Here is a 19,251-nt window from a genome sequence, read left to right on the forward strand (position 1 = left end):
CAAATTGGGAATGAAAAAATGTTTACTAGCAAACACCGCGTTACAACCCTAAGCACGCTTTGTGCCTGTGTGTTATGTACTAACGCGACAGCAGACGAAATTGTGTTAGCCGGAATACAACGCACCCCTTACCTCGAAGAAATCCGGGTGATAGGTGAAAAAACAGAACGCTCTCTTAAAGACACCGCCTCTTCAGTTTCAGTTTTAGCAGAAGAAGCACTAAGTAACATGCAGCATTTGACCGTCACCGATGCGGTATCGGAAGTGTCCAATGTTGTTTCTCTTTCCGGTTCTGTGCCAGATATTCGCGGCGTGTCCGGTAACGGTTCTGCTGGTGGGTTTAATTCTATTTCTGGCGGCGCTAAAGGCCGAGTATCCATTTTAGTGGATGGCGTAGCCCAACCGTTTGTTGCTGACTTGACCGGTGATTCCGGCATGTGGGATGTGGAACAGATCGAAGTATTTCGCGGCCCCCAATCCACCAATAACGGACGCAACAGTATTGCCGGTTCGATATTTATTAAAACCAAAGACCCAAGCAACGAATGGGAAGGTGCTGCGCGTATTGGCTTCCGTGATCAAGAGCAATATATCGATACCTCTGCCATGATCTCCGGTCCGATTGTAGACGATACTCTGGCTTTTCGTATTAGCCTTGAACGTGTGGATGGTGAAACCATTACAGATGAAAAAGGCTATGACTCTAACCCCGCCGACTACGATTTGAACGAAGTTAAAACAAGCAAAGCACGGGCAAAATTAAAATGGACACCGCTGGAAGATCTTTCCGCGATGCTGACCTATTCCAGTAACAATGAGCAAGGCGATACTGGTCGTGTCTACTATATGGCGGATGATATAGCAAAACATCAACGCTTATATTTTCGGGATATTGAAACTGATTCAAATACCACAAGCTTAAATATCGACTACGCATTTAGCGACGATACATCCCTGAGTATATTGGTTGCATCGATGGATTATGAATGGGGATTTGATTCATACGAGCCAAACCCTGAAACCGAACAGCAGTTGGTATTCGACGAAAACAATATCACTTTTGATACCCGGTTGAACTTTGGCATAAACAACGAAAACCTCAACGGTTTTGTCGGGCTTGCTTATTTTGAGCGTGAACACGACGTGATCAGTGGCGGAGCTTATGTTTATTACGGTAAAGACGAAAGTGACTCAAAAGCAATTTACGGCGAAGTAACATTTGGGTTGTCCAGCAATTTCAAACTCACAACCGGTGCCCGATTTGAACGGGAATCTCAATTACGAGACTTCACTTACGACCCCATCGTGGCGCAACTGGATCAAAGCAACTCGATCTTTTTACCCAAGATTGTTTTGCAATACCAGGCAAGCGAGCAGACAACATGGTCCTTAAGCGCACGCAAAGGTTATAACGCAGCGGGCGGTGCACTGAATTTTACCGCGCAAGAGTATTACTACTTTGACGAAGAGACAGTGAATACATACGAATTGGGGAGTCGAAGCAGCTTTGCCGACGATACCGTATTCCTGAGTACCAACCTGTTCTATAACGACTACGACGGCTACCAAGCACTAAGCTCTACCCGGTTTATAGTCAACATGGAAGAAGTTGTTACCTATGGTGCCGAAGTCGAACTGTCAGCCAGCCTTATTAACAACCTTGAACTCACCGCGGCTTTAGGATTGCTGAATACGGAAATCAAAGATGCCGGTGAAGAATATCCAGATGTAAACGGTAACGAACTAAATTCGGCTCCAACATTAACGGCGAACCTTGGAACCAAATACTGGTTCACCGAAGGTTTTCACATAGGTGTATCAGCCAACTATGTAGACGAGTACTACGGCGACTTTTCTAATACGGAAGAGCGTATTGCCGGTGATTACACACTAGTCCGTGTGAATTCCGGTTACCAGTTTGATCACTGGAAAATATCGGCATTCGTCAACAACGCATTGGATGAAGAAGGCATTGTGACCAAAGAGCCTGCAGGCCGTCGCTATCCAACGGGTTATGTATCTGTGGTGACGCCCCGTAATATCGGAGTTTCCGTTACCTACTCATTCTAATTTCACTTTGGCGCACAGTGAATGACTGCCAACAGAAGTTTGCTGTGCATCTACCAGGGAGGACTTGGGTTACGGGAGGAGTAAGATAGACAAATACGGGAAAATGAAAGAGGCTTCGCTAACAGATAAATAGCGTTCAAAGAATGAAAAACAGATAGATTAAAGGCAAGCCTGAGCTTGCCTTTAATAGAGAAAAAATGCGTTATAGCGCAACAATGTTCTCAGCTTGAGGGCCTTTTTGGCCTTGAGTTACGGTAAACTCAACAGCTTGACCTTCTGCAAGAGTTTTGAAGCCAGAACTGGCGATTGCACTGAAATGAGCAAACACGTCTGGACCAGACTCTGGAGAAATAAAACCGAAACCTTTAGATTCGTTGAACCACTTTACGGTTCCTTTAACTGTTTTAGACATAATAATATCCTGAAGATAAAAACAAACTGGCCTTTAGTACAAGGCGTGGAAAGCTTAAAGATGGAGACTGAAACTTAGATACTGCAGAACGAGGTATTACGAGTAAAACAGCGAAATGTAGGATGTAAATAAAAGACTTTCTTTCTAGCTTGACGCACTCTATAGATATGTTAGGCGAATGTCTAGCTTTTTTTTCTGAAGCGTCGAAACAGACCTTACTGTAGCCCGCTCCTCCACCGCGGGCTTGTTTTTCCCTTCGACCTTGTTTTGCACCGCCCCAAAGCTTATAACTTAATGATCTGGTTAAGTGCGCGGAATCCCAAAATAGTAATTGATCCATCAGAAAAAGCAGATTAGATTTAGCCTCTGCCAAACCACAGCTCAAAGTGGGTATGCATCAATACATGGCTTAACTGTTTCTATAGAATGGGCACCATACGGCATAAAAAAAGCAGATATTTTATAAGCCGTTTTTAATATATAGAACAATAAAAAACTCTCACTTTATTGCATTAAATGAGAACACTTTAGTCCATATAAATCACAAACCATTGGGGAATAATATGAGCGATAGAGATACAAGAATCCAAGCCTATATCAATGATGAAGATGATGTGACAAAACACGAATCCGCTATCATTGCTCTGGAATTAATCAAGGCCAAGTGCATAGGCGGCAGCGATTTTGATTTAAGCAAGGCAATAAATGAATTACCTCAAATGAGTGAAATGATTCGCAAATGCTTGAACGAGAAATAACCACCTCGTAGAATTCGACACTATTCTGACCTGTGCATAGTTGGTTTAAATCGATCTAATTATGCACAGACTGATTAAACACCGATTCTCACCTTTAACTCCCTTCCAGTAAAAGCGTTATCTCATCGCATTTTTGTACGAACATAAAACTTAATGTGACATAAACATATTTATTCGTGCCAGATAATACTGGCTAACATCTACTCCGCCATGGCTTCCGCCATTACAATGGCCACAGTTTTGCCAAGCATTTTTAAAGTGCTATTCTGTCCTGATCTTTTTACGATCTAATCCTTTACCAAAAATACTTGTTAATACAACTTCTACATGAAAAAAATCTCGATTAAAACGGAAGAAGAAATCCAACGAATGCGTGTAGCTGGTGTGCTGACCGCAAAGGTACTTGAAGCAGTAGAAAAACTAATCAAACCAGGTATCTCCACGCTGGATATTGACCGCTTTTGCCACAACTATATTGTTAACGAGTTGTATGCAGAACCGGGAAGCCTTGGTCAATACGGGTACAAGTATAGTATTAACACCTCGCCAAATAATGTTGTCTGCCACGGCATACCTTCCGCTGAAAAAATATTAAAAAACGGTGACATCGTAAATGTCGACGTCACGGTTAAAAAGGATGGTTACTATGGCGACTCCAGCAAGATGTATCTGGTTGGTGACGTTACAGAACACGCTAGACGACTGGTTCACGTTACCCAACAATGCTTGTACAAAGCCATTCGTGTTGTAAAACCTGGTGCAACACTGGGAGACATCGGCCTAGCGATTCAGCAACATGCTGAAGCCAATAATTATTCTGTTGTAAGAGATTATTGTGGTCACGGTATTGGCAAAAGCATGCATGAACCACCCCAGGTAGTCCACTATGGTGTTGCGGGAACCGGAACCAAACTCGAAAAAGGGATGATATTCACCATTGAACCTATGATCAATCAGGGAAAATATCACGTTAAAGTATTAAATGACGATTGGACAGTTGTAACAAAAGATCGTCGTCTTTCTGCACAATGGGAGCACACAATTCTCGTCACGGAAAACGGTTTTGAAGTATTAACGTTAAGAGAAGAAGAAAAAAGCACATTTATACAATAATGAATCTGGTCACTAATCCCGATGACTTAACCATCTTACTAGACAAGCATCCAAAGCATCAGGGAAAATCGGTTTTGTCAAAAAGTCATTCATTCCAACCTCTATGCATGTATCACGATCACCGGTTAACGCCGAAGCGGTCATTGCAATGATTCCTACTCCCTTATAGTTGTCTCCAGCCGTACCATTGCGAATAAGCTTTGTTGTTTCGATGCCGTCCATAACTGGCATCTGGCAATCCATTAATATCAGATCGATTGATTGACTATCACACTGCTGTTTCAATATAGAAATAGCTTCTTCTCCGTGATTCGCAATAAATACCTCAGCGCCCTCATCCTCCAGTAATCCCATAGCAATTTCCTGATTGATTTCCTGGTCGTCCACAATCAACACACGCTTACCAATTAACAAACCTTGTTCAACGGATTTGGGAGAATCATCTTCAAAAGAGTAATTCACTCTGTCCGGCCAAAGCTTATTGATGACTGGAATCAAGTTTACCGGACTAACAGGGGTATCAATATCCATCAACTCCATGCAAGACAGTTGCGCAATATTCGTATCGATTTCCTTTGGTTTTCTGCAGACTATAACGGGTATAGTCTTCTGTAAATGAGCAAAAGCTTCGGCTCTCTCGGTGACCAAATTTCGCAGGCAATCTACAGACGAAATCATTAACTGATTTTTTCCCATCCATTCTGAAGCCAGATTTTCTAATTCTGTTAAGGTATCTATCACAGTTACTTGCGCGTGCCATTGTTCCAGTTGTTCCGCTATCACCTTCGCCGACGGTCTATGCTGGTTAGCAATGAGTATGCTTATCCCTTCAAGATTTACAGCCGAAGTAAATTCACCATTGCTAGATGAGGTGAGTTTAATACGAAAACAAAAACGAGTTCCCTTCCCCACTTCACTTTGTAGCGAAATATCACCACCCATCAATTGACAGAGTTCCTGGCAGATATTCAGCCCCAAACCCGTGCCACCATAATGCTTAGATATCGACTGTTTTGCCTGGGTAAAAGCACCAAATAGCTTATCCTGTTCCTCTTTTTCAATACCTATTCCGCTGTCTGTCACGATACACGTTAATAAAATATTACTGCCTTCAATTGGTGTCGTTTCCACCTCTACAACGATTTCCCCCTTCTCGGTAAATTTAACCGCATTGGAAAGCAAGTTCCCCAGAACCTGGCGAATACGTGTTTCGTCAACAATAACATGGTCATGTTTCACCTTTGAAACATCAAGTACAATATCCAGGTCTTTTTCATATGCTCGAATCGCGTGGCTCTCGACACAAGAATGAATGAGCGAAATTAACCTCGTTGATTCAGGGTTTAATTCCAACTTGCCGGCTTCAATCTTGGATAAATCCAGAATATCGTTAATCAAATCGGTTAATGATTTGGCGCTATTCTCCGCCATTTTAAGATAGTGTTGTTGCCGTTGAGACAGCCCATCGCGCCGCATAAAATTCAACATACCGAAAATACCATTCATCGGTGTTCGAATTTCATGGCTCATATTAGCGAGAAAACGACTTTTGGCTTCATTCGCGGACAATGCCTGATCGCGAGCACTTTTTAATTCCTGTGTTCGTAAGTAAACCTTACGCTCCAGGTTTTCGTTGGCTTCGCGTAGTTCGGTTTCCATCGATTTAATATCTGAGATATCCCGAACAATTACGGCGAGTTGTTCAACATTTTCTTCGTCCCTTTTTATCGGCGATATACTTAACAGAACGGGGAAAGCTCTATTTCCAGAGGTGATAGCAAGGCTCTCATAATTCGTCGATCCATTTCCTTTAAATGCATCGCTCAGTTTATCCTGAATGGTGCTGTCACCTTTGGTATAAAAAATATCTTTTATCAGCAACCCTTCAAACTCAGCATCGTCATAACCAAACATGTTTTTTGCTGCGTTATTCCAACCCCGTACTCTACCGCGTTTATCCAGAGTTAAAATAGCGTCTGATGATCCATCTACCAGTGCACTATAGTGTTTCTCCGTTGCTAACAACCGCTGTTTTTCGCTCAGAGTACGACGATAGAAAAGTATAATAAGGAAAGCTAAAAATGAAGTACTAATCAGTACAACAGATCCAATGAGCGTTTGAGATATCGCTTCATCTTGAAGAGTTTTAACCGGAATTGCTGCAACAAGATAATAGGTGTTTGTTTTATCTCCACCGCCTAACTGAAAAGACTCGGCATAATACAGGCTCTCGCCATACATAGGGGATTGAAACTGTGACCAACGCGTGTGATTTGTACGGGGTGGTTTATAGTCAAATAGTGCTGACCATTTGCTTTCCCCTATCCGGTTATGTAAGAAAGCCGCATTTTTATCATGATGCGTGAGAAAACCACCTTCAGCATTTATTAAATAGAAATTTGCGCCAAACTCCATTTGGGTCGCTTGCCGCAAAAAACCCTCCATATAAAAATTTGCCATTACCGCGCCGAAATAGTGATTGTTCGCATCAAATACCGGTCGTGCCATACGTATAGTTGGCCATTCCGGGTATTCAATTTCTCCATGCTCCCGGTTTAATTCAATAATACTGGCATATCGTTGCCCGGCTTTGAGCTGCTGTAGGTTACGAACATAATCACGATTCCCCTTTTCCTGTAGGTAAGCGGGCAACACAACTTCAATAGCACCGGAACGACGATCCACCCGAAGTAATTCTTTCGCGTTGTTCGCCTTACCAAGGTAACGAAGATGATGGATATCCTGATTAACCTTGATAAATGAATAGAAGATCTTTTCAAGCCGCTTCTTCCACTCTGACAATGGCGTATTATCAAGCGGATCAATACCACCGTTCTCTGTGGCGCGAACAATACCGGTTATTGGTGGCGTCAAACTCAGAAACTCAACCTTATCATGGGCATCCTCTATAAACTGCGTCATATATTGGCGTCTTTCGGCTACCACACGATTAATATCATGCCAACGCTGGTCATAGATGTTTTTCTCAGCCCGTTTGTACATCCCCAATATGGATAACGAAATTATCAATACGGCAAAACCAACACCTAAAGAAAAACGAAGTGACAACTTTGTGGAATGATTGACTAGATGTTGACTATCCATGCCACCTCTCAAGGTAGGAAATAGTTGCTCCATTCATTAGTAAACAGATTGTGTACGCCCCTATTTTTATCATTTTGCCTTTTATTTGCTATTCCCACGTTTCATCCTAATTCGGGAAATCACCAATAACCCCATGATTACTCAACGTATTGATTTAAGCTTAGATCATATTTTCTGCGCGAACATCGGCTTGAACGTTACTGCAATCATCCAAACTCAGCCTAAGGTTATGATGACAGCTTAAGCAAACGTTTCAGCACCGGCACGCGTTACTTTTTTATAACTTTTAAAACCTTTCATTCCTTGTCTTCAGACAAAAGAAGCATATCTAATCAATTCATTCCAATACAGATCTTTGATCTGCAGAAAAGCGTTACTTTTGTGGTGTTATTACCTAAAAAAGCGAGAGAGGTAAGAAATCAATGACTACAATAAAAATGGAAAAATACATGCTTATGCATTGGCGTATGAATTAACGAGCTGAAACGTTCGTCGACTTGAGCCCTGATATGGAACAGGAAAAGGTAACTAAAGGCCGTTTTGTTGTATTTTTTACGTTGATTATCACCACGCTACTGGCGTTAATTTTCTATGCCGCGAATCAGGCGGAAAAGCAAATAAAAGCCGAAATAAGCGCTCTACTGGACAACGAAATTTCAGTTAAAAGCAGACGGCTAAGCAATACCATTCAAGACAGCATTCGCCACGTTGACTTTTTACATGCCACACCACCGATCGAAGGAATCGTCCGAGCCAAGGATAATAATAATATCGATACTCTGGAGAATACGCCTTACAACATCTGGGTAAAACGACTAGAGGCGATTTTTTCCGCCTATATGAAAACAAATGCGAACATTGCTCAACTCAGAGTCATTGGTAAAGAGAATAATGGCCGTGAGTTGGTTCGCGTGCAACGAAAAGACACCCAAATCATAAAGGTGAGCAACAACGACTTACAAGAAAAAGGTCATAGAGATTATTTTACCGCCTCTCAAAACCTTTCCCCAGGGCAAATCTATATATCTTCAATCAATTTGAATCGAGAGTTTGGCAAGATAGATGAACCGCCGTGGCCAACATACAGAGTAACGAAACCAATCTTTGACAATAAGGGAGAGTTTTTCGGCATAGTGATTGTCAACTTTGATGCCAAAATCCTGTTAAAAAACTTACGCGAAAGTCGCGATAAAAAAATTATTACGTTTTTAGTGAACGAAAACGGAAACTACTTAATTCATCCAGATAAAAACAAAGAGTTTGCCTGGGAGTATTCCGAGCAAAATACCTGGCTACAGGATGTAAATAATACGAACGATATCAATCAAGAAACAGGAAAAAAAAGTAATCTAACCAATGTTCTTCACATTGGAATCGACAAGAATATATCGGTGTTAACCAGAGAAATTCGCATAGAGAACTCCGTACAACACCCTCAATACCGATTTTATATCGGCATCAAGCAACGAAATATTTCCACTCTGTTATTAAAACGCCTGTTTTTTGAATTGACTGTTACCCTATGCATGGGGGCAGTGATTCTTATGCTGCTGTACCTTTACCTTCGCCTTAGTCAAAAAACCAACGAAGAAATAAGACTAAAAGCTAAGTTGGAGGCAATTTTTGAGGGAACACAAAACCCGATTGTTACACTCAACCGATCCGGCGCAATAGCTTCCTGGAACTCTGCGGCAGAGCGCCAGTTTAACTTAACAGAGGAACACAGATACCGTTTACAACTCGACGAGCTAATACGGGAAGAAAAAGAAAAAAAACTATATCAGCAAGCTTTTAAAAGTGCTTTAAAAGACAAATACTGTTCTAATCTTGAGCTCCGGTTAACCAACTCGAAGCGCAATATCTCGGATTACAATCTTTCTCTATCACCAATTCAAGCCCAGGCAGACCTTATTAAAGGTGTTTCCGTAGTGTTTCACGATATATCACAAAGTAAGAAGTTACAAAAAGCGCTTGAAACAACCAATCAACGCTTGGTTGAAAGCAATATGGAGATGGAAAAGTTTATTTACAGCGTTTCCCATGATTTGAAAGCACCACTGATCACCATTGGAGGATTTACGGAGAAAGTCCTTTTATCTCTAAAAGACAATTTGGATGAAAAGAATACTCATCGTTTGGAAAGAGTGTTAGTTAACACCGACAATATGTCAAATATGCTGAATGATCTATTGAATTTGTCTCGCATTCTTCAGCAAACCCCTGAGATGGAAAAATGTAAGGTAATAGAATGCATTGAGCCGGCAATTGAATCTCTGGAGCAAGTCATAGATAAAATGCATGCGGAAATAATTCTTAAACACTGCGAGACAGAAATTCTATGCAACAAAACCCTACTAACCCGAGGCTTACAAAACCTGATTGATAATGCAATTAAATACGCAAAGCCCTTCCCTCCACCCAAAATCCATATTCGCGTAGAACTTGAACAGGACACAGCGAAAATATCGGTGTGTGATAATGGTATAGGTATCCCCATTGAACACCAACAAAAGGTTTTTGATATTTTTGAACACTATGGAGAACAAGACGGTAATGGTGTTGGGCTCGCCATCGTAAAAAGCATTGCCGAGAAACACAATGGGCGTGTAACTGTGCAATCATCCCCCGGTGAAGGTAGCTGTTTTACCTTACATATTCCGAGAGAGAATGGTCATAGAAACGAGGCAATCGAATGAAGAAAATTCAAATCCTGTTTGCTGAGGACAACGACGACCACGCTGAGTTGATTGTCGATAGTTTTGATGAATGTAAGGATCAATATCAACTGATTCGATCACATGATGGACAACAACTCATAAACGATCTTAAAAACCGACTTAGAAGCCATAGTGATTTACCGGATGTCATTCTTCTTGATATAAAAATGCCCAGTGTTGACGGAGTTAGAACTCTGCAAAAAATTAAGTCCGACCAGCGTTTGAAAAAGCTTCCCGTGATTATGTTAACCACATCAAACAGAGATACGGATATAGATGAGTGCTATAGATATGGCGCAGATGGTTACATGGTTAAACCCTTCTCATACAACGATTTCAGCCTGATCCTACGGAAAACACAGTTCAACATGAGTAAGCACATATGACTATGGATAGCATAAAAATCTTGTTGATTGAAGACAATCTGGATCATGCTGAATTAATATCCGACTGTTGCGATACGCTGTTTGGGAAAAAATTAACGCTGGATGTTCACAATTTATTAAAAACAGGCATGAGTGCCCTGGCGGAGAAACATTACGATATCGTTTTGGCCGATTTACAGTTTCCCGATTCCTCGTTAGAGGACACCATAGAAACGTTAAAAAACACCGCTTCTTCGATTCCGATTGTTGTCTTAACATCACTCAAGGATGACGATATTGGTCAAACATTAGTTCAGGCCGGCATACAGGATTACCTACCCAAGGAAGAGTTGAGCCCAACACTGCTACACCGAATTTGCATGTATTCCATTGAAAGAAAAAAACAAGAGGTTTCTCTTCAGCGAAAAACACAAGACCAACAAATGTTCTGCCGCAGTTTATCCCATGATTTCAAAGGACCAATTCGAAAAATACGACAACTGTGTGATTCACTGAATTTTAAACTTAGTCAGTCGATCGATTTTGACGAGGAAACAACCGAACATTTTAATATGATCGATAGACAAGCCTCGACGATGACTGAGTTGGTTGATGGTTTATACCAGTATTTGCAAGTCGATATGAATAACAACACCTATGAGGATATCGACTTGAACGACTTAGTTCTCGATGCCTGGGAGTTTGCATTGCAAGACAAAACCAAGGAACCGAAACTACTGCTAAAAAAACTGCCAAAGCTGTATGGCATACGACCATATATATTTATGCTGTTTCAAAATCTCATCAACAATGGCATAAAGTATAACCAGAACCCGCCCGTTATCACCATCTCATCGACAAGCAATGATGAGGAAATCACCATTCAGGTACAGGATAACGGGATTGGTATTCAAGAACGATATTTTGATGTTGTCTTCCAGCCTTTTGAAAGGTTACATACCCGAGGCAGTTATTCAGGCTCCGGCTTGGGCTTAAGTATCGTTAAACGTGTTGTCGATAAACACAATGGACAAATACGAATCGAAAGTCAGCCGGGTTTGGGAACGACTTTTTTCATTACCCTTCCCATCCGAAAACTGACAGCAGATGCTAACCCGTAATCGTAAGAGCTGATCGCTGACTATAATCGCCTATGTTTTAATACGGGCATTTGTTTACGAACAGATTCCAAATACTCAATATCCAGTTCCCAGCTTACAACGCCTTCTTCAGCCTCAAGCCCGGCAACAACCCGCCCCCAAGGGTCGATGATAGAACTGTGCCCCCAGGTTTGCCGGTCTGTATCATGAGTTCCGGTTTGATTACAAGCCAGTATATAGATTTGATTTTCGATTGCTCTCGCACGTAATAATGGTAACCAATGCGCCTCACCGGTGGTGTAGGTAAAGGCTGCGGGCACAAATACGTATTTAACACCCGCTTGTACCAGCGAACGAAAGTACTCGGGGAATCGCAAGTCGTAACAGATTGCCACCCCGGCCTTCCCCCACGGCAGGTCAAACAGCCCAAGTTGAGTCCCCGGAACAATATAATCAGATTCGCGATACTGTCCGACATTGTCAGCAACATCTGCATCAAAGAGGTGCATTTTGTCGTAGTGACCATAGATTTCGCCATTGGGATCAACTAACAAGCAGCGAGTGTAAACCTTATTACTTAAACCTGACTCCGCTGGCATGCTACCGGCCAGAATCCATACATTATGTTTTTTTGCCCGGCTGGATAACCACGCCATAATCGCTGGTATTGTTTCATTATCTTTCACAGCAGAAACAAAGTTCTTTCCACTTAATACCGCAAAGTTTTCCGGCAACACAATTATATCGTTGGCTTGTTGTTGTGCTTGCTCTAACAACGTATCCAGCTTGGAGAGATTGATTGCCACAGAAGACGTAGCGCAATATTGAATAAGAGAAGCTTTCATTAAAATTAGTGAACCCTAATAATCAGAAGTCAAATTGATCACGTTATTGTGTCATATCCACTCACTTTATAGATACAACAAAGAATACTTTAAGCTAAAAATCTTAGTGATTAAAACTTGTTCTATTCTTATCGTGTCTTAAGAGTAAGCTAAGCTCAAAAGGTGATGGCAACCTGTTGGTTAAACCCGAACTCAGACCGAATAATCAACCTTGTTTTACTAACAAAATATTTTTAGAGAATAAAATCGTATATCGATATTCCCGAACTGTCATCTCAAAATTATTTTTTGTATTCATTAACTACCACGGCAACATAACTGAATAAAATAAAGAAAAAATTCTCTAATACAAATACACTATATGAAACCAATATTTTTTTGGTTTTTAAGTTGATCGGTTAATTGTTTCTTGTTTAAACAAAATAACAATATATTTTTTTTCCAAAACAAGAACACCAACAAATCATTCCATTTAAAATACTCGACCAGCACGAACTCACAGGATAAAAAATTGATACCGATGACGAATGCGTAAGACCTGTTGATTTCCGTGTCAGTCAAAGTTGATGGGTTATACAACCCAAGCTTTTTTTTGGAAATCACATTGCCCGCATTCAAGTAGGGGTATAGACTAAAGAAACTTACTGGTTTTATTCAGCTATACCTCTTTTTTAATCATTGGTATCCTCGACACAAGGAACTAGCATATGGGTATTCACCACCCGGCTTCCGTGGTCTTGGCTGGAACAAGTCGAATTTATCTCGAAGGCATTAGGTTATATTTAAACACCTTTGAGGATTTGAATGTCGCTGGTACCTTTTATCACTCCAATGAATTAAAGCTTTTTTGTTCTCGTCAGGAAATTAACGCAGTTCTAGTTGATTCCCGTATGGACGACATACTCCCGACCTTGAAATCACTGAGAAATCTAAACAAACAATTGCGTTTTGTTGTGCTCGCTTCTCCCAACGACCATCATGATATTTCAAAGTTTATGGTTGAAGCGCTGGTATCGGATTTCTTATCTGAGGACGAACCACTGGAGGAGTTATATAAAGTCCTGTCCAATGTTGTCCATCAGGAGTATTTGTGCCCTATAGGTTTGGCACGGATATTATCCGGCGAGTCAGGAAATGAATTAACTGACACTCATGAATATCATGATGGTGATATGCGCTGTTCACTTACCTCCAGACAAATTCGCGTCCTGGAACTCATAGAACGGGGTAAGACCAATAAGGAAATTGCCCGGCAGTTGAATATAGAAACCAACACAGTGAAAAACCACGTCCAACAAATATTACGACGTTTGAGCGCAACATCACGGATACAAGCCGTGGCGATTTATCGACGAGCACAATACAGCCTCGCCGGCTAGGCTCGTATCATCTTTTGGCAAATAAGGGAGTTCGCAGTGGTACATTCTACTCAGGACAAACAACCCCACTCCGCCTCGCATTCACAGGAAACGGGACTATCACCATTAAAAGCTGAACTACAGCGCCTGGATAGAATGCTCTCCAGCCATTTACTTAATTTAAGAATGCGTGGCCGAACCTCGCTTGGCGATCCGGTTTCGGGGGCCGTTATTGAGGAAGGTGAAGCTGAAGGGTTACTGGTTGAGTTGTTTAATGAACACCAGAAAATTTGTGATATTCCAACAATTGAACCTCCGCCCAACACCAGATTACCCGGACTCAATCGAGCAGCAGAATTGTTTCATCTAACCACGGTAGAGCGAGATATATTACTGTTGGCCCTTGCCGTTGAGGTCGATAGCCGATACTGCCGGCTCTTTGCGTTTCTGAATGATCAGGTAAGTCAAACCCGACCAACACTAGGTTTAGCGCTAAATATTTTACTACCAAGAAACACCGACGCACAGGCCCAGGCACTATCGCACATCGGTCACAGTAGCGCGCTTACACAACAGGCACTGTTGGAATTGCAACCGGGCGAACCTCTGGCAAATCAACCGATAAAAATCCCGAACGAGTTTTGGCCATATTTATTGGATACCAGTAAGGCACCGCCCGAAACCTTATCCAACTCAACAAAGTTCGCTCTGGAGCAACTCGGTTTTGACGACAACACTATTGAGGCTATCAAAACAACTCAGCAACATAGTCAGAAATACAGCAGTGAAAAACTACTGTATGTTATTAGTGGTGATGCTGAAAGTGGGAGAGAATCTGTTGCCAAATTTTTTGCGGCAGGTCTCGGTAAAAATTGCCTTACACTGGACCTAAAGAAAATTGATGGGTTAGTTGTTGCAAACAGCACCTCGGAGCAGGAAAGCCAACGCGAACAAATTAGTAAATATATCCGCCGTTTTTGCCGCGAAGCCACATGGTTTAATGCAGCCGTGATATTTGAAAACGCAGATGTATTACCGCCAATATATCAAGACGCATTCATCAAACAAATAAACCACCCTCTCTTCATCTTATGTGACAGAGATAAACAAGCAAAATTTCTTCACCATCCTAACCGACAAAATTTTCATATTACATTACCTAAACGCACGTTTTCCAGCCAGCTTGGATTATGGCAAAGCCGCTTTCAGCTCAGTTCTTTTGCTAACAACACTATTGATTTAAGTGAAATTGCCCAGCGCTTCGGTTTTGGCGTTGATCGCATCGATAGCGCATTGAAACTTGCCGAAGGCATGCAAAACGGCGAACAAGTTGAAACCAAACAACTCACCCAATTTATTCATACCGCATGTCAAAAACTTCGGGAAACGCAATTTAATCAATATGCGGAAAAATTAGAAAGCAACTATGAAACCAAAGATTTGGTTTTACACGATTCCACCCAACGAGAACTGGATTTAATTTCCGCCTGGGTTAAATACAGCCCTCAATTGGCCGATGCCAATTCCGGACTAAACGGTATGGATGGCGGTCGAGGTTTAACCTGCTTATTTAGTGGGCCACCGGGAACCGGTAAAACACTTGCCGCGCAGGTCATTGCCAACCAAGTTGGGTTTGATTTATACCGAATAGACCTTTCTCAAGTGGTCAATAAATACATCGGTGAAACAGAAAAAAATCTCGCCAAATTATTTGATGAAGCAGCCAAAGCCCAAATCATCCTATTTTTTGACGAAGCCGATACCTTATTCGGTAAACGCAGCGATGTAAAAGACTCTCACGACCGCTACGCTAACCTTGAAGTTGGCTATCTTTTACAACGCTTGGAAGCTCATCCCGGTTTATGCATCCTGGCGACTAACCTCGAACAAAACCTGGATGAAGCGTTTCTGCGACGTATACAAGTTAATGCCGAATTCAAAGTACCAGACTCCCAGCAACGCTACGCTATTTGGAAGGGGTTAATCAATCGTTCTGCATTCAGTGAAAACCACAATTTAACCGATCAAACTCTGGCAATGATTGCCGAGAGATTTGAAGTCTCCGGTGGTGATATACGTAATGCACTGTTCTCCGCCTCCCTGTTTGCCGCAGAAGACCAACTCCCCTTGTCAATTAGACATGTGGTACTCGGAGTTTGGAGGGAAATGCAAAAATCCGGTCGTATTATAGATACCGAACTATTTTATGAGTGGCAACAAGATATCAACCAGTACGTCGCATAAGACAGATCATTGATTTTTCGCTGTAGGTGACTGTCAATAAAGGATACAGATCATGAATCAGATGAGAGAATCCAGACCAGGCCGTCATACTCGCCGTTTTACGCAAGCAGAAAAGCATTCATTACGAGGATTTTCCACCCAATCATATAGTAACCGTGCACAACAGCGAATGCTTATGCGTAGCAGTGTGGTGAACACTCCTCTTGCACGCGGTAACAGTGTGTTATCCAATATCAGTAAACTCAATGCTGGTTTTACCTCCGCAAACGACGCGCGTGAGCGTGAAGCGGATCAGTTCAGTCACACATCCGGCCGACAACAATCGAAAGGAATAGTCACTTCCCTTGCGACTTCAGGAACCCATTTACCCAAACACCTGCAAAGACAGTTTTCCCCGATTTTTGGAAAGCAAATTGAAAGCATTCGCATCCACCAGAATGCTCAGGCTCAGCAAGCTGCATCCCTACTTGGAGCTCAGGCTTTTTCGCATGGCAGGGATATATATCTAAGCCGTAACGCGTCCATCTACGATGCCTCGTTGTTACGACACGAATTAGGCCATGTTTGGCAAAACCAAAACCTGGTGCAACTACGGGAAGCAACTTGGCTGGAAAGGCGTGCTTGGCTGGCCTTTTTCGATCACTATTTGCCCCGAAAATTTTTAAATAATTATATGGATGATACAGGTACTCCGATAGTATTAAGCCCACAGGAAATGCAGGACTGTAACCCGATAGTTGATCTAAAACGCAGTCGGGGTTTTATGAGTGCCGTCGCCAGTTTACAGGCTCAAGGCGGTGGTACCCAGGCGATTTCTGTCACGGGATGGGGTGGAGCTTTGACAAATGGTACTCTAGGTAACTTCACAATCCACTATGATGGTATGTTAGCTGTCAATAGCAGCGGAAGCTGGACCTTCAGTGGTACCATGTGGTTCGAAGATTATTGGGATTTCAATACCGGTGGCGCAAATCGCCCGTTAGGAGCTGAGATAAAAGTACGAGTAGCCAATGCTTTTTTACCCGGCCAACCCTTTGCAATTTCCAGTGTTCTCGCTCCCGTATCTCAGAGCGATTCAGATCAACGGGCAACCTGGGCAGCGGCCACAGTGCAACACGTTCCAGATCGAGCAGGTAGAACAATTACCGATATCACCGTTGGCGATGTGGGCGGTGGCGATGTAGGAGCCGAAGCCGGTGCTCAGGCATCGGAAGATTTAAACTAAAGAGGTGAAATGTTTAATTTCTCGACCAAGAAAAAAATTGAAACCCTGTTAAACATTGAATTAAACAAAGATGTGAAACAGATTCAATACTATTCATGGCAACCCAGCCGGGATTTACTTTATTGCCAGACCTATATTTACTTACGCGCAAGCGAACAATTCCTCAATGAATTTATCCACCATTTCGATCTGAGTGCAAACTCCCCTCACCTGCCAACCAACTGGCAACTCCCGGAAGGCGTCCAGCTAAACTGGTGGCCAAAACTGGACAATACTCAAGAATGCTACGCCAATGACTTTGGCTACAACGGCTCAATGGTTATGCAAAGACAAAATATGGAAGCTTTTATTATTGTGATTGACAGTGGACACAAATCGGGAACGGATGGACCGTGGTGAATAAAGTATTGTCGCAAGTTCTTGTTTATTTAGAACTCATTTATTTAAGGCCAACTTCTGACCACACGAAAGCAGTGTCTAAAATGCATAACTGATAGTACGATTCCATAAGGGATGTGCAGTAGTGATACCGCAGAGGAAACATGTAGAAAAGGCACTGCCCAACGCTTTTTATTGAAAAAGCCCCAGATACAAACCAACTCAGCAACCACAAACAAAGCTATAGCCCAACTGATCAAAATGATATTCAGGGACATTTTTCTAAGTATGCTGCAAATATAAAGATTAACAACCCGAACAATGTAAAGGAATCCCCCATTGCTCTCATACTCCAGACATGATCCATTGTCTCGCGAGATTTGACTAGAAGCTCTTCTTCTGTTTTTATTTCTTTAACCATTCACTTAATTCTTATAAATCTAAAAACACTTATTTCGTCGAAAATTTTTGATTCAATGCTCGGATTCTCAACTATTCAGCCACATTAATGTTAACTGTACAAACGACGCAGCTCATCCTCAGACCACGCTACAAAGCACTGAATTGCCTTTCTTGCATCATTCCTATTAAACCCATCATGATGCAAGAACACCATGCCGTTTTTCTTAACAAGACCAAATAAATGCGACACCATGCCGGGAAAACTGCACTCAGACACGAAATCATGGGAACTGGATGAACCGTAAGCTGATAGCCATATCAATCTGCTATTCTGCTCATCTTTGATTGATAAGGTTGGGGAAACTCGTTGAAGTTCGTTTGCCCTCTCCACTTCTAGCTTCCAATCGAACTTATCGAAATAGTCTAGTGCTTCTTCGGCACCAAACAAGCCAAGATCTTCTGACTCACCATGATTATGGTGTGCGTATTCCATCGTTAATCTATACATACTCAACCTCAATATACTTATTGATCTCACCAACAGCCACTGCCGGTTTTCATGTTGGCACTCGAACTTACGTACCTAATGGCGAAATACAACCCTGTTAACGATTCGTACAAAAGCCCTATTTGCTTTCTCTGAGACTATTTCAAACGGAGATACACCGTAAAACTTTGCATACATAATTATATTTAGTAGAAGCGCTAGTCCAATTAGAATATTTGGCCAAGCATTTAACTCCCATTGGTATTGCCAGGTTATCATCACTTCGCTTGTAAACGGTTCTAAATAAGGAATCGGCCACTGATACCCGTCAGGCCCTTTTGAACCAACTAAATCACACAAAAGGTGCAAGTGAAAAACCGCAAACGCAAAGCATGCCACCTTGATTTTATTTGTTTTTGCAAGCACATAGCTGAAAACAGTAACAACCATGCAAAAACTCAGATTATGCAATATATGATGAAACTCACCCCAGTAATTTGTAGCAACCCCAAATGGTCTCATGAGCAAGTCGATAAACAAACCTATGCCATCTATATCGGGCGAAATACCGCATATAGTAATTATCGTTCGTTCTCGCACATCGCCTTTAACAAGGTTCGATGAAAGCCAACTCATCAGTAAATGACTACCTGGACTAATCCTTATTGCTCC

General features: G+C 42.0%; 15 protein-coding genes. 10 read left to right on the forward strand and 5 right to left on the reverse strand.

What is annotated here, in order from left to right:
- The first annotated feature begins 18 nt into the window (after positions 1-18).
- Complete coding sequence (locus tag P5V12_RS09810) at positions 19-2,070, forward strand: TonB-dependent receptor (RefSeq protein WP_316957173.1); 2,052 nt, start codon at positions 19-21, stop codon at positions 2,068-2,070.
- A 202-nt stretch (positions 2,071-2,272) separates the two neighbouring features.
- Here the strand turns inward: P5V12_RS09810 and P5V12_RS09815 are convergent, their stop codons facing one another.
- A complete protein-coding gene (locus tag P5V12_RS09815) occupies positions 2,273-2,482 on the reverse strand; it encodes a cold-shock protein (RefSeq protein WP_316957174.1) in 210 nt (69 codons plus the stop codon).
- A gap of 563 nt (positions 2,483-3,045) precedes the next feature.
- Between P5V12_RS09815 and P5V12_RS09820 the strand changes: the two genes are divergently transcribed.
- Together P5V12_RS09820 and map are read left to right on the forward strand one after the other, a co-directional pair.
- Positions 3,046-3,240, forward strand: a complete 195-nt coding sequence (locus tag P5V12_RS09820) for a hypothetical protein (protein WP_316957175.1) — start codon at positions 3,046-3,048, stop codon at positions 3,238-3,240.
- Positions 3,241-3,567: 327 nt separating this feature from the next.
- Positions 3,568-4,353: a type I methionyl aminopeptidase gene (gene map, locus P5V12_RS09825; RefSeq protein ID WP_316957176.1), complete on the forward strand. Its 786-nt coding sequence runs from the start codon at positions 3,568-3,570 to the stop codon at positions 4,351-4,353.
- Between the two features lie 12 nt (positions 4,354-4,365).
- On the opposite strand, the gene P5V12_RS09830 is transcribed toward map, so the two are convergent.
- On the reverse strand, positions 4,366-7,458 hold the full coding sequence (locus P5V12_RS09830) for a PAS domain-containing hybrid sensor histidine kinase/response regulator (RefSeq protein WP_316957177.1): 3,093 nt from the start codon (positions 7,456-7,458) through the stop codon (positions 4,366-4,368).
- Positions 7,459-7,967: 509 nt separating this feature from the next.
- Here P5V12_RS09830 and P5V12_RS09835 point away from each other — a divergent pair.
- From P5V12_RS09835 to P5V12_RS09845, 3 genes are read left to right on the forward strand one after another with little or no spacing between them, the layout of a single operon-like run.
- Positions 7,968-10,154 (forward strand): ATP-binding protein, encoded by a 2,187-nt coding sequence (locus P5V12_RS09835; protein ID WP_316957178.1) that lies wholly within the window; start codon positions 7,968-7,970, stop codon positions 10,152-10,154.
- A complete protein-coding gene (locus tag P5V12_RS09840) occupies positions 10,151-10,561 on the forward strand; it encodes a response regulator (RefSeq protein WP_316957179.1) in 411 nt (136 codons plus the stop codon). The genes P5V12_RS09835 and P5V12_RS09840 overlap by 4 nt, the downstream gene beginning before the upstream one ends.
- Positions 10,562-10,563: 2 nt before the next feature.
- Positions 10,564-11,661, forward strand: a complete 1,098-nt coding sequence (locus P5V12_RS09845; protein WP_316957180.1) for an ATP-binding protein — start codon at positions 10,564-10,566, stop codon at positions 11,659-11,661.
- 20 nt (positions 11,662-11,681) lie between these two features.
- On the opposite strand, the gene P5V12_RS09850 is transcribed toward P5V12_RS09845, so the two are convergent.
- A complete protein-coding gene (locus tag P5V12_RS09850; protein WP_316957181.1) occupies positions 11,682-12,485 on the reverse strand; it encodes a carbon-nitrogen hydrolase family protein in 804 nt (267 codons plus the stop codon).
- A gap of 707 nt (positions 12,486-13,192) precedes the next feature.
- On the opposite strand from P5V12_RS09850, the gene P5V12_RS09855 reads away from it, so the two are divergent.
- Genes P5V12_RS09855 through P5V12_RS09870 form a run of 4 tightly spaced genes read left to right on the forward strand, consistent with a single transcriptional unit; the run spans position 13,193 to position 17,711 of the window.
- Entirely contained in the window at positions 13,193-13,864 is a 672-nt protein-coding gene (locus P5V12_RS09855) for a response regulator transcription factor (RefSeq protein WP_316957182.1), read from the forward strand.
- A gap of 36 nt (positions 13,865-13,900) precedes the next feature.
- On the forward strand, positions 13,901-16,087 hold the full coding sequence (locus tag P5V12_RS09860; protein WP_316957183.1) for an ATP-binding protein: 2,187 nt from the start codon (positions 13,901-13,903) through the stop codon (positions 16,085-16,087).
- A gap of 52 nt (positions 16,088-16,139) precedes the next feature.
- Positions 16,140-17,312, forward strand: a complete 1,173-nt coding sequence (locus P5V12_RS09865) for a DUF4157 domain-containing protein (protein WP_316957184.1) — start codon at positions 16,140-16,142, stop codon at positions 17,310-17,312.
- A 9-nt stretch (positions 17,313-17,321) separates the two neighbouring features.
- Positions 17,322-17,711 carry a hypothetical protein gene (locus tag P5V12_RS09870; RefSeq protein WP_316957185.1) on the forward strand — a complete coding sequence of 130 codons (390 nt, stop codon included), beginning with the start codon at positions 17,322-17,324 and terminating at the stop codon, positions 17,709-17,711.
- A gap of 490 nt (positions 17,712-18,201) precedes the next feature.
- Here the strand turns inward: P5V12_RS09870 and P5V12_RS09875 are convergent, their stop codons facing one another.
- Both P5V12_RS09875 and P5V12_RS09880 read right to left on the reverse strand, forming a co-directional pair.
- Positions 18,202-18,600, reverse strand: a complete 399-nt coding sequence (locus P5V12_RS09875) for a hypothetical protein (RefSeq protein WP_316957186.1) — start codon at positions 18,598-18,600, stop codon at positions 18,202-18,204.
- Between the two features lie 75 nt (positions 18,601-18,675).
- The gene (locus P5V12_RS09880; RefSeq protein ID WP_316957187.1) at positions 18,676-19,215 is read right to left on the reverse strand and encodes a metal-dependent hydrolase; all 540 of its coding nucleotides are present in this window, start codon (positions 19,213-19,215) and stop codon (positions 18,676-18,678) included.
- Positions 19,216-19,251: the final 36 nt, after the last annotated feature.

The organism is Teredinibacter sp. KSP-S5-2, from assembly GCF_032773895.1.
Classification (GTDB): domain Bacteria; phylum Pseudomonadota; class Gammaproteobacteria; order Pseudomonadales; family Cellvibrionaceae.

What these genes read in the sequence shown, in the direction of transcription:
- P5V12_RS09865 (WP_316957184.1), top strand. Translation starts at nt 16,140, where the DNA reads ATGAATCAGATGAGAGAATCCAGACCAGGCCGTCATACTCGCCGTTTT.
- P5V12_RS09880 (WP_316957187.1), bottom strand. Translation starts at nt 19,215, where the DNA reads ATGAGTTGGCTTTCATCGAACCTTGTTAAAGGCGATGTGCGAGAACGA.
- P5V12_RS09875 (WP_316957186.1), bottom strand. Translation starts at nt 18,600, where the DNA reads ATGTATAGATTAACGATGGAATACGCACACCATAATCATGGTGAGTCA.
- P5V12_RS09830 (WP_316957177.1), bottom strand. Translation starts at nt 7,458, where the DNA reads ATGGATAGTCAACATCTAGTCAATCATTCCACAAAGTTGTCACTTCGT.
- P5V12_RS09810 (WP_316957173.1), top strand. Translation starts at nt 19, where the DNA reads ATGTTTACTAGCAAACACCGCGTTACAACCCTAAGCACGCTTTGTGCC.
- P5V12_RS09855 (WP_316957182.1), top strand. Translation starts at nt 13,193, where the DNA reads ATGGGTATTCACCACCCGGCTTCCGTGGTCTTGGCTGGAACAAGTCGA.
- P5V12_RS09820 (WP_316957175.1), top strand. Translation starts at nt 3,046, where the DNA reads ATGAGCGATAGAGATACAAGAATCCAAGCCTATATCAATGATGAAGAT.
- P5V12_RS09850 (WP_316957181.1), bottom strand. Translation starts at nt 12,485, where the DNA reads ATGAAAGCTTCTCTTATTCAATATTGCGCTACGTCTTCTGTGGCAATC.
- map (WP_316957176.1), top strand. Translation starts at nt 3,568, where the DNA reads ATGAAAAAAATCTCGATTAAAACGGAAGAAGAAATCCAACGAATGCGT.
- P5V12_RS09870 (WP_316957185.1), top strand. Translation starts at nt 17,322, where the DNA reads ATGTTTAATTTCTCGACCAAGAAAAAAATTGAAACCCTGTTAAACATT.
- P5V12_RS09815 (WP_316957174.1), bottom strand. Translation starts at nt 2,482, where the DNA reads ATGTCTAAAACAGTTAAAGGAACCGTAAAGTGGTTCAACGAATCTAAA.
- P5V12_RS09835 (WP_316957178.1), top strand. Translation starts at nt 7,968, where the DNA reads ATGGAACAGGAAAAGGTAACTAAAGGCCGTTTTGTTGTATTTTTTACG.
- P5V12_RS09845 (WP_316957180.1), top strand. Translation starts at nt 10,564, where the DNA reads ATGGATAGCATAAAAATCTTGTTGATTGAAGACAATCTGGATCATGCT.
- P5V12_RS09840 (WP_316957179.1), top strand. Translation starts at nt 10,151, where the DNA reads ATGAAGAAAATTCAAATCCTGTTTGCTGAGGACAACGACGACCACGCT.